Origin of the sequence: Ornithinimicrobium pulveris (assembly GCF_050261105.1) — a bacterium.
Classification (GTDB): Bacteria; Actinomycetota; Actinomycetes; order Actinomycetales; family Dermatophilaceae; genus Ornithinicoccus.
Genome location: NZ_CP189837.1, coordinates 2,120,790 through 2,135,164 on the forward strand (window position 1 = coordinate 2,120,790; position 14,375 = coordinate 2,135,164).

Genomic DNA, 14,375 nt, shown 5'->3' on the forward strand with positions numbered 1-14,375 from the left:
GTACTCATCGGGTGCTCATCAGCGTCAAACCCGCTTCCGGTGTCCTCGATGACAGGCCCAGGTCGGGCCCGCCCGTGTGACGACCGGGTCGGTCGACCCGGTCGGTGTGCTGCATCACGTGCTGTCTGCGCCGCTGCCGTCGATCCGTTCCTGCACCGGCGTGGTGTCCGACTCGGCTCCCCCCGGCAATCGGAGGGCCCGGCCGAACGCCCGCCGGGCGATCGCGGCCCGCAGACACTGCGGATCGGGATGCAGGTAGGCACCTCGACCCGGTGCGCGTCCTCGGTCGTCCGGCACGATGCGCCACCTCTCGGCAGCAACCTCCGTGGCATCCCGGACGGCGACGACCCGCAGCAGCGCGGATTGCTCGGACCGGCCGCGACACCCCACGCACATCCGGACGGGACGATGCCGTGGCTGTGCAGGGTGATCGGGCCCGATCAGGGCAACGCCATCCACTCTACACCGCTCAGGGGGTCTCAGCCGAGCCGGACCCGCCCTCCACCTGCTCCTCGGTGTCGGCCCGGATGTCGATCTTCCAGCCGGTCAGCCGGTGTGCGAGGCGGGCGTTCTGGCCCTCCCGGCCGATCGCCAGGGAGAGCTGGTAGTCGGGCACCACGACGCGCACCTGGCGGGCGCGGGGGTCGACGATCCGCGCCGACTGGACCTTGGCCGGCGAGAGCGCCGAGGCCACGAACTTCTCTGGGTCCTCGTCGTAGTCGACGATGTCGATCTTCTCGCCCTGCAGTTCTGCCATCACGGCCCGCACACGCTGCCCCATCGGACCGATGCAGGAGCCCTTGGCGTTGACGCCCGGCACGGTGGCGTGCACCGCGATCTTGCTGCGGTGCCCCGCCTCGCGGGCGATGGCGGCGATCTCCACGCTGCCGTCGGCGATCTCCGGGACCTCCAGCGCGAACAGGCGGCGCACCAGGTTCGGGTGGGTACGGGAGAGCATGATCTGCGGGCCGCGCGGGCCGCGCTTGGCGCTGACCACATAGCAGCGGATGCGCTGGCCGTGCTCGTAACTCTCGCCAGGCACCTGCTCGGCGGTGGGGAGCTCGCCCTCCACGGTGCCGAAGTCCACGAGGACGAAGCGCGGGTCGTTGGACTGCTGGATGATCCCGGAGGCGATATCACCCTCGCGGGCGCGGAAGTCGCCCAGCACGGCATCGTCCTCGAGCTCGCGCATCCGCTGGGTGATCACCTGGCGTGCGGTCGCGGCCGCGACCCGGCCAAATCCCTCGGGGGTGTCGTCGAACTCGGGGCCAGCCTCGCCCAGGGTGCCGTCCTCCAGCACTGGCGCGTCCTCCCGTGCCCAGACGGTCACGTGACCCGAGCTGCGGTCCAGCTCGACCCGCGCGTGGCGGTAGTGCCCCTCGACCTTCTGGTAGGCCGACAGCAGTGCCTGCTCGATGGCCTCCACGATGATGTCCATCGGGATCTCACGTTCGCGCTCCAGCGCGCGCAGGGCGGTCATGTCGATGTCCATCAGGAGTCCTTTCCTTCGGTGTCGCTGCCGCTGGCGGAGTCGCTGTCGGTCCGGTTGAACTCGACCTGCACAGCAGCCTTCTCCACTGCCGACCACGGCAGGTCCACGGTCGAGGTCTGGCCGCCCTTGCCAGAGGTGACCTCCAGCTGGATCCCGTCGGCGTGCGAGCGCACCAGTCGTCCGGTGGTGGTCCCCACGTCCGACCCGCCGCTGGTGGTGACCTTGAGCAGGCGGCCGACATTCCGGCGGAACTGGTCCGGGGTGCTCAACGGCCGGTCGAGGCCGGCGGAGCTGACCTCGAGGGTGTAGGGCGCCTCCCCCATGACGTCGTCGCCATCGAGGGCATCGGAGACGGTGCGGGTGGCCTCGGCGATCTCGTCCAGGCTGAGCGGGGCGACCCTGCTGCTGTCGTCCTCGGGAGCCAGGTCCTGCAGACCCCGTGCCAGGAAGACCCGCACTAGGCGGCGCTTGCCCGCCTGCTGGACGGACACGTCGTCCACCACGACCCCCGACCCCGCCAAGGCGGAGTCCACCGTCGCGGTGATCTTCTCGGTGCGTTCCCGGGCATCCATACGGGGGCCTCCTGCTCTCTTCTGCTGTCATCTCGGCCGTGCCATCGCCGCTGGTCCAAGACGGTCTACCCTACCTCCTGAGATGTCCGCCGTCATTCCCTCCCACCGACCGACCACCCGCCGCGCGTTGCTCCGAGCGCTGGCTGCCGGTGGCGCCGTCGCGGTGCTCGCGGGATGTGACGAGACCGAACGCAGGCCACCTGCTCCGACCTCCACGGTGGTGCGCGACGACCCTGAGACCTGGCCCGCCGACAGCGACCTCCTCCTCGCCGCTCGGGAGCGTGTCCACGAGGCGCTGATCGAGCTCGGGCACGTGCAGGGGGGCCGCAACCGGGTGGCGCGGATCCAGCCGCTGTGGACCGTGCAGCGTGAGCGGCTGGAACAGGTGCTGAGCCTGGGCGGCGTTCCCCTCCCCACCCTGGCCGGCAGCCCGACCGACCGCCAGGGCAGGGACGAGGCAGCCGCGACGACGGCGCCGGCCGCTCGCGAGATCGACCAGATCGACCTGGGCCGACTCCTGCGCGCAGCCCTCCCCGAGACGATCGCGGACCTCGCCGAGGCAACCCCGACCAACCTGCCCATGCTGACCAGCCTGGCCGCCCAGCACGCCGATGCCGCGACCCAGTTCGGGGCCAGCCCCTCCTGGGAGCCGCTCGTGGGACCGGAGGGCGCCGCCGCGGTCCCACTCCTCGCCGTCACCCGACCGGCGATCTTCGGCCTCGAGGTCGTCGCCGCCCGCTCCCGCGAGGACGAGCGCGCGGAGTACGAGCTGGTGCTGGACCAGATCCGCAGCCTCACCCGGCAGCTCACCACGCTCGCCGGCGACACGGCGCCGGTCCCGCCCCTCGGCTACGACCTGCCCGAGCCGCTGGAGACCGAGGGACAGCGACGATCGCTGGCCCGCGCCCTGGTGGCTGACATCGCCCCCGCCGCCCTCGGCGCAACCGAGCGCGTCCGCGGCAATGCCGATCAGCTCACCGGCATCGTGCGCGTCATGGCCGAGAGCGTGCTGTGGGCCCGCACCCTGGGCTCGCAGGAAACCCCCTTCCCAGGCATGACCCTGCCCTGAGGCACCTCCCCCGGCCCCAGGCTCGCCCGCACCCGCGCACTCGCCTACCGTGGCGAGCATGGCCAATCGCCTCGCCGCCAGCACCTCGCCCTACCTCCAGCAGCACGCCGACAACCCGGTCGACTGGTGGGAGTGGGGCGAGGAGGCTTTTGCCGAGGCCCGACGCCGGGGCCTGCCGATCCTGCTCTCGGTCGGCTACGCCGCCTGCCACTGGTGCCACGTGATGGCGCACGAGTCCTTCGAGGACGAGCAGGTGGCCGCCGCCGTCAACGACGACTTCATCGCGATCAAGGTGGACCGCGAGGAGCGCCCGGACGTCGACGCCGTCTACCTCACCGCCACCACCGCCCTGACGGGGCACGCCGGCTGGCCGATGACCTGCCTGCTCACCCCCGACGGCGCCCCCTTCTGGGCGGGCACCTACCTACCCAAGGAGCACTTCCTGCGGCTGCTCGCCGGGGCCGCCGCCACCTGGCAGGAGGACCCGGACCGCGTCCGCGAGGGTGGGGAGCGCATCGTCACCGCCCTCCAGGAGGCCGCGGAGGCGGCCCAATCGTCGGCCGGCGGCGCCGACCCGCTCGATGAGGCTGACCTGTCCGCCGCGGTCGCGGGGCTGTCAGCCGACTTCGACACCCAGTGGGGCGGCTTCGGCGGGGCACCGAAGTTCCCGCCCTCGATGGTGCTCGCCTTCCTGCTGCGCCACCACGGCCGGACCGGCGACCCCGCCGCCCTGAGGATGGTCCGCGAGACCTGCGAGGCCATGGCCCGGTCGGGCACCTATGACCAGTTGGGCGGCGGTTTCGCCCGGTATGCCGTGGACCGCGCCTGGGTGGTCCCGCACTTCGAGAAGATGCTCTACGACAACGCCCTTCTTCTCCCCGTCTACACCGACCTGGCACGGGCGGACGCCGGCTCGCGGCCGTGGGCCAACCGGATCGTGCGCGAGACGGTGGGCTGGCTGCTGGACGAGCTCTGGACCGAGCAGGCCGCCTTCGCCAGCTCGCTGGACGCCGACACCGAGGGCGTCGAGGGGCTGACCTACGTCTGGACCCCCGAGCAGCTGTCCGGCGCACTGGGCGAGGAGGACGGGGCCCGTGCGGCCGAGATCTTCGGAGTGACCCCCACCGGTACCTTCGAGGAGGGGGCATCGACGCTCCAACTGCGCGCGGACGTCCCGGAGGACGAGAGGGCATGGTTCGCCGGGATCCGCGAACGCCTTCTCCTGCACCGCACCCTGCGCCCCCAGCCGGCCCGGGACGACAAGGTCATCACCGCCTGGAACGGGCTGGCCGTCGCCGCCCTGGCGCACGCCGGCTGGGCGCTGGACGAGCCGGACTGGGTCGATGTCGCCGCGCGGTGCGCCCGCTTCCTGCTCGACACCCACGTCGTGGACGGCCGGCTGCGGCGCAGCTCCCGGGACGGCCACGTGGGTTCCGCGCTGGGCGTGGCCGAGGACTACGGCAACCTGATCGACGGCCTGCTGGCCCTGCACCGGGCCACCGGGGACGGAGCCTGGCTGTCCGCCGCTGGCGACCTGGTGAGCTCGGCCCTCGACCTGTTCGACGGCCCCGACGGGACCTTCACCAGCACCGGTCACGATGCCGAGCGCCTCGTCCTGACCCCGCGAGCCGAGGGCGACAATGCCGAACCGGGCGGCCTCAGTTCACTCGCGGTCGCCACGCTGCGGCACGGGGTGCAGGCAAGCTCCGTCACCCACCTCGAGCGCGGCGCGGCGGCCCTGTCCGGTATGTCGCACCTCGCCCTCGCTGCGCCCCGCTTCGCCGGGTGGGCGCTGGCCGGGGCTGAGGAGCTGCTGTCGGGTCCCGCGCTCGTGCGCGTGGGCGTGGGCCCTGAGCCCAACGGACCGGACGCTCACGAACCGGAGGCGAACGAAGGGCCGAGCGGGTCGACCGCGCTCGGTGAGGTGGTGCGGCATACCCCCTCGGGCATCCTCGTCGGCCTCGACCCGCAGCTGCCGCCCGGGACCGCTGTGGTCTGCCGCGGAACGACCTGCGGGCTGCCCACCCGGGAGCCAGGCGACCTGCCGACGGCGCCGGGGGATTCGGCCCGCTGAGCTGGGTCCGGCAGGATGCTGGCCATGCCTGTCCGCTTCCTCGCCCTGCTCCTCACCCTCCTCCTGGGTCTGACCGCCTGCGGTGGCGGCGAGGGCGGGCAGACCGCACCGACGAGCGAGCCAGGACCCAGCGTGACCTCCGACCCCGCGCCGACGACGGCGGCCGACGGCGACAGCGCGACCGCGAGCGAGGAGGTCCTGGGCGAGACGGACGCGGACGCGACGAGTGCGGCTCCGGCCGACGAGGCTGCTCAGACCGGTGAGGCGCAGGCGTCCGAGCCCGAGGAGACCACGGCCCCCTCCCCCTTGGCCGACGGTCCGGTCAACGTGCTCATCATCGGCACCGACTCCCGGGACCCGGAGTCGATGGAGGGGCAGGCCGACACCATTCTTCTGCTGCATCTGCCGGCCGACCGCCAGGAGCCGGCGCTGATCTCGGTCACGCGCGATATGTGGGTGCCGATCCCGGGGCTCGGCGAGGGCAAGATCAACTCGGCCTTCGCCCGCGGCGGCACGCCCACCCTGACCGAGACCGTGTCCCAGCTGCTCGGCGGCGTCGAGATCGACTACACGCTGCAGGCCAACTTCAACGGCTTCATCAACCTGACCCGCTGGCTGGGCGGGATCGAGGTGGACAACCGGCACGCGACGAGCGTGACGGTCGAGTCGACCGGTCGGCACATCTCCTTCGAGGAGGGACCGATCTGGCTGGAGAACACGGACGCGCTGATCTACAGCCGGCAGCGCCAGGGGCTTCCCCTGGGCGACCTGGACCGCACCGAGCGGCAGCGGGCGGTGCTGATCGGGATCATGCACCGGCTGCAGGAGCGGTTGGCCGAGGACCCCTCGGCCTTCCCCGAGCTGGTCGAGCAGCTCTACGGCAACGTCCGGGTGACCGGCGATCTGGACGCTGCCGACTTCGTGGCACTGGTGCCGCTGCTGACCTCGATCGACCCCGAGGACACGCACTCGCTGATGGTGCCGATCACCGGTTTCGGGACCGTGTCCGGCCAGTCGGTCAATATCGTCGACGAAGCCCGGACGACCGAGCTCGGGCGGGCGCTGCGGGAGGACGACATCGCTGGCTATGTGGAGCGCCACGGGACGGGCTACGCGCCCTGACCCACCCGCTCGTCTACCGTGAACAGCGTGAGACAACACCGTGCCCTCGCCCTCGCCGCGACCTGTTCCCTCCTCGTGCTGACCGGGTGCTCCGGCGATGGCCCGGACGAGCAGGACTCCTCGCCCGCCGGCCAGACTGGGTCGACCGATGGGGGTGCCGACGCAGACTCGGCGACAGTGCCACCGCCGGGCGGCAGCGAGGGAGCCGAACAGGGCGACGGCGACACGGAGGGCGACGGAACCGACGGCGGTGGTGACGACGGGCAGAACGGCAGCGCCGAGCCCCTTGAGGTGACTATCAGCGCCTTCGGCGACATCCTGGCCCACTCGCGGGTGAACGTGACTGCCAACCGCAACGCTGGTGGCGGGGAGGGTGAGTTCGACTACCGGCCGATGTTCGCCGACGTCAAGCCCCTGCTCGAGGAGGCCGATCTCACGCTGTGCCACATGGAGACGCCGCTGTCACCGGACAACACCAACCTGTCGGTGCCGGACGTGCTGATCTTCAACACGCCATACCAGATGGCTGACGCTCTGGCCGAGGCCGGCGTGGACGGCTGCGACTTCGCGTCCAACCACACCCTCGACATGGGGATGCAGGGCTTGCGCAACACCGAGCAGGTGATCCGCGACGCCGGCATGGGCTACGCCGGGCCGACGGCCGATGAGGACCGCGCCGGGCTGGCGGAGTTCTACGAGGTGCCGACCGAGACCGGGGTCGCCCGCATCGCCCAGCTCGCCTACACCTATACCTATCCCAACGCCGCCGAGCCGACCACCACGATCCCCGGCGAGGCCCCGTGGCTGATCGAGAATTCCTGGCCCAACCTGGGCAGCGCCGGCATCCTGGAGCAGGCCGAGCAGGCCCGGTCCGAGGGTGCGGACTTCGTCGTCGTGAGCATGCACTGGGGCAATGAGTACCAGGCGCAGCCGACCGAGCAGCAGCGTCAGATCGCGCAGGACCTCCTCACCTCCGGCGACGTGGACCTGATCCTGGGCACCCACGCCCACGTGATCCAGCCGTGTGAGGAGATCGACGGCAAGCAGGTCATCTACGGCCTGGGCAACTTCCTGTCCAACCAAGGGCCGGTCTCCAGCGCGGGTCTGCTGCCGGAGACGCAGGAGGGGATGATCGCCCAGTTCACGCTCACGCGTGACGAGGACGGCGAGATCACCAGCTCGATGACCTACCAGCCGACCCGCGTCGAGATCGACCCACAGGCGCTGGCTGCCGGATCCACCGGCCCCCACATCATCCGCCTCGTCTCCCCCGAGAACTACCCGGAGACCTGGGAGCGCACCACGAGCACGATCGACCTGCTCGGTGGCTGCGGCGCGGAGCCGGTGCACCCCTGACCGGCTGGCCTCACCACAGAGCTGCTCAGCCGAAGAACTGCACCCAGGTGTCCCAGCCGATCTTCAGCACGAAGGCCACCAGCACGACGACGAAGAAGATTCGGACGAAGCCGCTCCCCCGCGCCACGGCGACCCGCGCGCCGAGGTAGCCCCCCAGAATGTTACCCGCGCCCATCAGCAGCCCGACCTTCCACAGCACCGCTCCGGCTGGCACGAAGATCACGAGCGCCGCGAGATTGGTGGCGAGGTTGGCGATCTTGGCCTTGGCGCTGGCATCGAGGAAGCCATAGCCGAGCGCGCTCACCAGGGCGAAGACGAAGAACGACCCGGTCCCCGGCCCCAGGGCGCCGTCATAGGCACCGATCAGCAGCCCGATCCCGATGGCGACGGCGAGGTGGCGGCGCGGGTGCCGCGAACCGAAGCGCAACTGCTGCAGCTGCCCCATCGAGGGCTTGGCGAGCGTGTACGCGCCGACCACCACCAGGACCACGAGGATGATCGGGTTGAACATCTCCTTGGTGAACAGGAAGGCCAGGCTCGCCCCGACCAGGCTGCCCACGAAGGCCGCGACGGCCAGGGGGAAGGCGGTGCGCAGGTCCGGCCGGATCCGGCGGAAGTAGGTGATCGAACTCACCGTGGTCCCGCAGATCGAGCCGAGCTTGTTGGTCGCGAGCAGCTGGACGGGGGTCGCCCCGGGCAGGCCGATGAGGAGAGCGGGCAGCTGGATCAGCCCGCCCCCTCCGACGACCGCGTCGACGAAGCCGGCGGCGAACCCCGCGAGCGCCAGGAACAGCAGGACGCTCGCGTCGAGGTTCTCCACTGCGGGCCCGTATGCCGTCAGTCGCCGGAGTGCTGGGTGTTCGCCCCAGCGGCGTGCGCCTCGGAACGCACGTCGGCGAGCACCTCGTTCACCGCGTCGGCGACGGGGACCTCGCGGCGCTCGCCGGTGCGGCGGTCCTTGATCTCCAGCACCCCATCGGCCAGGCCCTTGCCGACCACGACGATGGTGGGCACCCCGAGCAACTCGGCGTCCTTGAACTTCACGCCCGGGCTGACCTTGGGCCGGTCGTCGTAGACGACCTCCAGGCCGGCCTGCACCAGCTCGGCCGAGAGCGACTCGGCGTGCGCGAAGACGGCCTCGTCCTTGCCGGTGGCGACCACGTGCACGTCATAGGGGGCCAGGTTGCGCGGCCAGCACAGCCCGATCTCGTCGTGGGTTGCTTCGGCGACGGCGGCGACCGCGCGGGAGACGCCCACGCCGTAGGAGCCCATGGTCACGGTGACCAGCTTGCCGTTCTCGTCCAGCACCTTGAGGTCGAGCGCCTCGGCGTACTTGCGACCGAGCTGGAAGATGTGGCCCATCTCGATGCCGCGCGCCAGCGTCAGGGTGCCCGCTCCGTCCGGGCTGGGGTCGCCCTCACGGATCTCACCGGCCTGGATGGTGCCGTCGGCGGTGAAGTCGCGGCCGTGGACGAGGTCGAAGACGTGCTTGCCGTGCTCGTCGGCACCGGTGACCCAGGCCGAACCCTCGGCGACGGAGGGGTCGAGCAGGTATCTGATGCCGCTACCGCCGGAGTCCGCGTTGTTCTCCCCCAGCACCTTGGGCCCGATGTAGCCCTTGGCCAGCATCGGGTAGGCGGCGAAGTCCTTGTCCTCGAAGGGCCTCCACTCGGCGGGCGCCACCTGCGCCTCGAGCCGCTTGGCGTCGACCTCGCGGTCACCGGGCAGGCCGATGGCCAGCGGCTCGGTGCTGCCGTCGGGGTAGGTGAGCATGACGAGGACGTTCTTCAGGGTGTCAGCGGCCGTCCAGGACCGGCCGTCGCTGCGGGGGTGCAGGGCGTTGGCCTGGTCGACCAGAGTCGCGATCGTGGGACTGTCCGGGGTGTCCTCGACGTGCGCCGCCGGGACGCCCGAGGCATCGATGGGCGCGGCCTGCGGCACGACCACGGCCTCGACGTTCGCGGCATACCCGGACTCCTCGCAGCGCACGAAGGTGTCCTCGCCGATCGGGCTGACCGCCAGGAACTCCTCGCTGGCCGACCCGCCCATGGCGCCGGAGTCGGCATACACCACCACGTAGTCGAAGCCGAGCCGGTCGAAGATCCTGATGTAGGCCTCGCGGTGGCGCTGGTAGGCGGCCTCCAGCCCGGCGTCGTCGACGTCGAAGGAGTAGGAGTCCTTCATGATGAACTCCCGGCCGCGCAGCAGGCCGGCCCGCGGACGCGCCTCGTCGCGGTACTTCGTCTGGATCTGGTAGAGCGTGAGGGGCAGTTCCTTGTAGGAGCTGAACATGTCCTTGACCGCGAGCGTGAACATCTCCTCGTGCGTCGGGCCGAGCAGCATGTCGACGCCCTTGCGGTCCTGGAGACGGAACAGGTTGGGGCCGTACTCGGTCCAGCGGTTCGTCGCGTCGTAGGGCTCCTTGGGCAGCAGCGCCGGGAAGCTCAGCTCCTGGCCACCGATCGCGTCCATCTCCTCGCGCACGATCGCCTCGACCTTGCGCAGCACCTTCAGGCCCAGCGGCAGCCAGGTGTAGACGCCCGGGGCCGCCCGCCGGATGTAGCCGGCGCGGACCAGCAGCTTGTGGCCGGGCAGCTCGGCGTCGGCCGGGTCCTCGCGCAGGGTCCGCAGGAACAGGTTGGACAGGCGCGTGATCCGCGACACGTGGGGGCACTCCTTGCTGGGCGGGTGATGTCGTGCTGACCGGACGAGCGTACCGGCCACCCCACCGCCGCCACGACGTCATTTCCGAATCGGATCCCCGCTGGAGCAGCCTTAGGGTGTGCGCATGCTCGACGTCCGCGACCTTCAGCCTGTGCCGGCTCCCCCGGGAATGGGGGACCTGCGCTCGTGGACCGATGTGGAGTTGCCCGGCCTGGGGCGGCGCGCGGAGATCTACGCCTGGCTCCCTCCCGGCTACGACGAGCCAGAGCGCGCGGGCGAGCGTTACCCGGTGCTCTATCTGCACGACGGACACAACCTCTTCCTGCCCGAGCGGTCGTTCGGAGGAGCGACGTGGCGGGTCGGCGAGACGATGACAAGCCTTGCAGCACAAGGGCTGCCGGCCATCGTGATCGGCATCCCCTGCCACCCGGACCAGCGTGGTGAGGAGTACACGCAGTACCCCCACCCCCGCCTCGGCGGCGGTCGGGCGAACGACTACGCCCAGTTCCTGGTGACCCACCTCAAGCCCGCGATCGACGGCGCGCTGCGCACGCGACCTGAGCCGGACCACACCATCGTCGCCGGCAGCTCGCTCGGCGGGGTGATCAGCGCCCACCTGTGGCTCGAGCACCAGGACGTCTTCGGCGGCGCGGGCCTGTTCTCCCCCGCCTTCTGGTGGCCGGGCGAGCAGGCGCTGCTGGACCTGGAGTCCGCGGTGGCCCAGGGGCGCGCCACCGGCCGGGTCTACCTGGACACCGGCGGGCACGAGCAGCCGGACCAGCCGGAGATCGAGCGCGCCTACGTCGAGGACGCTGAGCGCCTCCTCCGCTCCCTGCGCGCAGCCCAGGTTCCCGTCCACTACGTCTACGACCACCTCGCCCACCACTTTGAGACGGCATGGGCGGACCGCTTCCCCGCGGCCGCGGCCTGGCTGCTCCGTGGGTATGCCGCACCTCCCCCGCCCTACGCCCTCCCCTCCGAGGACCAGGAGTGAGACGGCCGCGCTCGAGCAGCCCGGACACCACCGCCCGCGGCCCCGGCCTGCGCACCCGGGCCAACCTGCTTCTCGCCCTCACCGCCTTCATCTGGGGCATGGGCTTCGTGGCCCAGCGCCTGGGCGCCGACCACATGGGCGCCATGAGCTTCAACGCGGTCCGCTTCGCGATCGGGGCGGTGAGCCTACTGCCGCTCATCTGGTGGTTCTCGAGGCGCCGTCGGCGACAGGCCGCGTTGGCGGCCTATCCCGAGCCACCGGTGGGCGAGATCCCCCGACCACCCGCGCACCCGAGCCGCTCCGCCTGGCTGCCGGGTCTGGTCGTCGGGTTGGTGCTCTTCACCGCTGCCGGCCTGCAGCAGGTCGGGATCGCTGACACCACCGCTGGCAAGGCCGCCTTCATCACGGGTCTCTACATGCTGATGGTGCCGCTGCTGGGGACCCTGATCGGCCAACGCATCGCCCCAGCGGTGTGGGTCGGCATCGCGCTGGCGCTTCCCGGCCTGTGGTTGCTCAGCGTCACCGGCCGCTTCACGATCGCCACCGGTGATGTGCTGGTGCTCGTCGGTGCCTTCTTCTGGGCGGTGCACATCCTGGTCATCGACCACTACATCCGCACCGTGGATGCCCTGCAGCTGTCCGCCGTGCAGTTCGCCTCGTGCGCCGTGCTGTCCACCGGCGCCGCGCTGCTCTTCGAGAGTGACCCCTTCGGCGGCATGGGGCCGGCCTTGGCGGCCATCCTCTACAGCGGCGTGGTCGCTGTCGGCGTCGCCTACACCCTGCAGGTGGTGGCGCAACGGCACGCGAAGCCCTCACATGCCGCTCTGCTGCTCTCCCTCGAGGCCGTCTTCGGCGCGCTCGGCGGCGTGCTGATCTTGGGCGAGACGATGACGGCGCGGATGGTGCTGGGGGCCAGCCTGATGATGGCCGGCATCCTCATCTCGCTGCGCGGGTCCCACGACGAGCCAGCTGCACCTGCTCCGGACCCAGATCGGCGAGGCGCGTCACACCCAGCAGCCTGAGCGTGCGGTGCACCTCGGTGGTCAGGATCTCCAGGGCCCGATCCACCCCGGCCTCGCCACCAGCCATCAGACCGTAGAGGTAGGCCCGCCCCACCAGCACAGCGTCGGCGCCCAGGGCCACCGCAGCCACGACATCCGCCCCGCTGAGCACCCCGGTGTCCATCAGGATCGGCACCCGCCCGCGGACGACCTCGGTGATCTCCGGCAGCAGCTCCAGCGGCGGCACCGCCTTGTCCAACTGACGCCCACCGTGGTTGGAGACCACGATTCCGTCGATCCCCAGCTCCACCAGCGCGTGCGCGTCGGCGGGGTGCTGCACGCCCTTGACCACCATCCGCCCCGGCCACTCCTGCCGAAGCCAGGCGAGGTCGTCATAGGTGAGCGAGGGGTCGAACATCCGGTCCACCAGGGCGAGCCTGCCGATCCCATCACCGTCGCCGGAGAACTGGGGAAGTCGGGGCAGCTCGGCAAGGTCGGGGGCGCCGTCTACCTCCACGACCTGCTCTCCAGCGTCTCGATCGCGGCCAACGCGATCTACTACGCCGAGTTGGTGCGAGACAAGGCGATCCTGCGGCGGCTGGTCAACGCCTCCATCCGCATCGCCCAGCTCGGCTACTCCGGCCAGGGCGAGGTCGACAAGATCGTCGACGAGGCCCAGCAGACGCTCTTCGAGGTCACGGACCGAAACGCGGCTGAGGACTACAAGTCTCTGCGGGAGCTGATCGAGCCCACGTTCGACGAGATGGAGGCCATCGCCTCGTCCGGCGATGCACTGTCGGGCGTACCTACGGGTTTCACCGAACTTGACCGCATCACCAACGGCCTGCACCCAGGCCAGATGGTCATCGTCGCCGCCCGCCCCGGCGTCGGCAAGTCCACGTTCGCGCTGGACGTGTGCCGCAGCGCGGCGATCCACCACAACCTGACGACGGCGTTCTTCTCGCTCGAGATGAGCCGCACCGAGATCGTGATGAAGATCCTCTCGGCGGAGGCCTCAGTACCGCTCGGCCGGATCCGCGGCGGCAAGATGGACGAGAGCGACTGGCAGCGCGTCACCGATAAGTCGGCGATCCTGGGCGAGAAGAACTTCTTCATCGACGACTCCCCCAACCTGACGATGATGGAGATCCGCGCGAAGGCACGCCGCCTCAAGCAGCGTCACGACCTGCAGCTGCTGGCGATCGACTACATCCAGCTGATGAGCTCTGGCAAGAAGGTGGAGTCGCGTCAGCTCGAGGTCTCCGAGTTCTCCCGCCAGATCAAGCTGTTGGCCAAAGAGCTTGAGATCCCGGTCATCGCGTTGTCGCAGCTCTCGCGTAACACCGAGCAGCGCAAGGACGGCATCCCCCAGCTCTCCGACCTCCGTGAGTCAGGCTCGCTGGAGCAGGACGCCGACATCGTCTTGATGCTGCACCGCCCCGAGATGTACACGCAGAACCCCACCGACGAGGAGCGCGGCCTCGCCACGTTCCACATCCCCAAACACCGCAACGGCGAGACCGGCCGCATCGACGCCCTCTTCCAGGGCCACTACAGCCGCTTCACCAACGCCCCGATGTAGCGCGCTCCCGGGTCTCCCTGGGGTGGCCGAGGAGCGCGCCCGGGATGGGTGCACCGACGTCGACGACGCGGCACCACGGGCCGCCAACCGACTGCCCCCAACGCCAGCCGACGACCTCAAACGCCAACCGACGGCCCCCAACGCCAACGGACAGCGGCCAACGCCAACGGATATCGCGAGACGCCCGCAGGACTCAGCGACGCCCGCGAGATCTCGCGGGCGTCGCTGAGTCTTATCGGCGGTTGGCCTTGTCTGTTGGCGTTGCCAATTCACCGTTGGCGTCGCTGTCTACCCGTTGGCGTTTCTAGATAACCGTTGGCGTTTCTGTCCACCCGTTGGCGTCGGCGCTTCCCTCTTGGCGTTTGGTTCTGTTGGTTGGCGGTCGGACCCGGCGGCCGGCGACCGCGCGGTCGCCGCTACGAGTGCAGTCGCAGCCCGGACGCCCCACA

Annotated in this window: 13 protein-coding genes; 7 read left to right on the forward strand and 6 right to left on the reverse strand. The window is 70.6% G+C overall.

Annotated elements, in window-relative coordinates; all coding sequences use genetic code 11:
• Nucleotides 1-114 precede the first annotated feature (114 nt).
• From ACQBAT_RS09850 to rimP, 3 genes are all read right to left on the reverse strand, one after another.
• Nucleotides 115-396 carry a YlxR family protein gene (locus ACQBAT_RS09850; protein ID WP_420746462.1) on the reverse strand — a complete coding sequence of 94 codons (282 nt, stop codon included), beginning with the start codon at nt 394-396 and terminating at the stop codon, nt 115-117.
• A 73-nt stretch (nt 397-469) separates the two neighbouring features.
• Nucleotides 470-1,492 (reverse strand): transcription termination factor NusA, encoded by a 1,023-nt coding sequence (gene nusA, locus ACQBAT_RS09855; RefSeq protein ID WP_420746463.1) that lies wholly within the window; start codon nt 1,490-1,492, stop codon nt 470-472.
• On the reverse strand, nt 1,492-2,064 hold the full coding sequence (rimP, locus tag ACQBAT_RS09860) for a ribosome maturation factor RimP (protein WP_420746464.1): 573 nt from the start codon (nt 2,062-2,064) through the stop codon (nt 1,492-1,494). Before rimP ends, nusA begins: the two co-directional genes overlap by 1 nt.
• Nucleotides 2,065-2,146: 82 nt before the next feature.
• Between rimP and ACQBAT_RS09865 the strand changes: the two genes are divergently transcribed.
• The 4 genes from ACQBAT_RS09865 to ACQBAT_RS09880 are packed head-to-tail and all read left to right on the forward strand — an operon-like array spanning nt 2,147 to nt 7,685.
• Nucleotides 2,147-3,133, forward strand: a complete 987-nt coding sequence (locus ACQBAT_RS09865) for a hypothetical protein (protein WP_420746465.1) — start codon at nt 2,147-2,149, stop codon at nt 3,131-3,133.
• A gap of 58 nt (nt 3,134-3,191) precedes the next feature.
• Nucleotides 3,192-5,207 carry a thioredoxin domain-containing protein gene (locus tag ACQBAT_RS09870; RefSeq protein WP_420746466.1) on the forward strand — a complete coding sequence of 672 codons (2,016 nt, stop codon included), beginning with the start codon at nt 3,192-3,194 and terminating at the stop codon, nt 5,205-5,207.
• Nucleotides 5,208-5,231: 24 nt separating this feature from the next.
• Complete coding sequence (locus ACQBAT_RS09875) at nt 5,232-6,329, forward strand: LCP family protein (protein ID WP_420746467.1); 1,098 nt, start codon at nt 5,232-5,234, stop codon at nt 6,327-6,329.
• A 27-nt stretch (nt 6,330-6,356) separates the two neighbouring features.
• Nucleotides 6,357-7,685 (forward strand): CapA family protein, encoded by a 1,329-nt coding sequence (locus ACQBAT_RS09880; protein ID WP_420746468.1) that lies wholly within the window; start codon nt 6,357-6,359, stop codon nt 7,683-7,685.
• 25 nt (nt 7,686-7,710) lie between these two features.
• Here the strand turns inward: ACQBAT_RS09880 and ACQBAT_RS09885 are convergent, their stop codons facing one another.
• Together ACQBAT_RS09885 and ACQBAT_RS09890 are read right to left on the reverse strand one after the other, a co-directional pair.
• A complete protein-coding gene (locus ACQBAT_RS09885) occupies nt 7,711-8,505 on the reverse strand; it encodes a sulfite exporter TauE/SafE family protein (protein ID WP_420746469.1) in 795 nt (264 codons plus the stop codon).
• Between the two features lie 17 nt (nt 8,506-8,522).
• On the reverse strand, nt 8,523-10,349 hold the full coding sequence (locus tag ACQBAT_RS09890; protein WP_420746470.1) for a proline--tRNA ligase: 1,827 nt from the start codon (nt 10,347-10,349) through the stop codon (nt 8,523-8,525).
• 124 nt (nt 10,350-10,473) lie between these two features.
• On the opposite strand from ACQBAT_RS09890, the gene ACQBAT_RS09895 reads away from it, so the two are divergent.
• Together ACQBAT_RS09895 and ACQBAT_RS09900 are read left to right on the forward strand one after the other, a co-directional pair.
• Nucleotides 10,474-11,343, forward strand: coding sequence for an alpha/beta hydrolase (locus ACQBAT_RS09895; RefSeq protein WP_420746471.1), 870 nt, complete (start codon nt 10,474-10,476; stop codon nt 11,341-11,343).
• Entirely contained in the window at nt 11,340-12,365 is a 1,026-nt protein-coding gene (locus tag ACQBAT_RS09900) for a DMT family transporter (protein ID WP_420746472.1), read from the forward strand. The genes ACQBAT_RS09895 and ACQBAT_RS09900 overlap by 4 nt, the downstream gene beginning before the upstream one ends.
• Here ACQBAT_RS09900 and ACQBAT_RS09905 read toward each other — a convergent pair.
• On the reverse strand, nt 12,280-12,861 hold the full coding sequence (locus ACQBAT_RS09905; RefSeq protein ID WP_420746473.1) for an alpha-hydroxy acid oxidase: 582 nt from the start codon (nt 12,859-12,861) through the stop codon (nt 12,280-12,282). The genes ACQBAT_RS09900 and ACQBAT_RS09905 overlap by 86 nt on opposite strands.
• Between ACQBAT_RS09905 and dnaB the strand changes: the two genes are divergently transcribed.
• Complete coding sequence (gene dnaB, locus ACQBAT_RS09910) at nt 12,811-13,926, forward strand: replicative DNA helicase (RefSeq protein ID WP_420746619.1); 1,116 nt, start codon at nt 12,811-12,813, stop codon at nt 13,924-13,926. The genes ACQBAT_RS09905 and dnaB overlap by 51 nt on opposite strands.
• Nucleotides 13,927-14,375 lie beyond the last annotated feature (449 nt).

Bases quoted from the DNA above. Each gene is read 5' to 3' on its own strand.
- ACQBAT_RS09850 (WP_420746462.1), bottom strand. From the start codon at position 396: ATGTGCGTGGGGTGTCGCGGCCGGTCCGAGCAATCCGCGCTGCTGCGG.
- rimP (WP_420746464.1), bottom strand. From the start codon at position 2,064: ATGGATGCCCGGGAACGCACCGAGAAGATCACCGCGACGGTGGACTCC.
- ACQBAT_RS09865 (WP_420746465.1), top strand. From the start codon at position 2,147: ATGTCCGCCGTCATTCCCTCCCACCGACCGACCACCCGCCGCGCGTTG.
- nusA (WP_420746463.1), bottom strand. From the start codon at position 1,492: ATGGACATCGACATGACCGCCCTGCGCGCGCTGGAGCGCGAACGTGAG.
- ACQBAT_RS09875 (WP_420746467.1), top strand. From the start codon at position 5,232: ATGCCTGTCCGCTTCCTCGCCCTGCTCCTCACCCTCCTCCTGGGTCTG.
- ACQBAT_RS09870 (WP_420746466.1), top strand. From the start codon at position 3,192: ATGGCCAATCGCCTCGCCGCCAGCACCTCGCCCTACCTCCAGCAGCAC.
- ACQBAT_RS09895 (WP_420746471.1), top strand. From the start codon at position 10,474: ATGCTCGACGTCCGCGACCTTCAGCCTGTGCCGGCTCCCCCGGGAATG.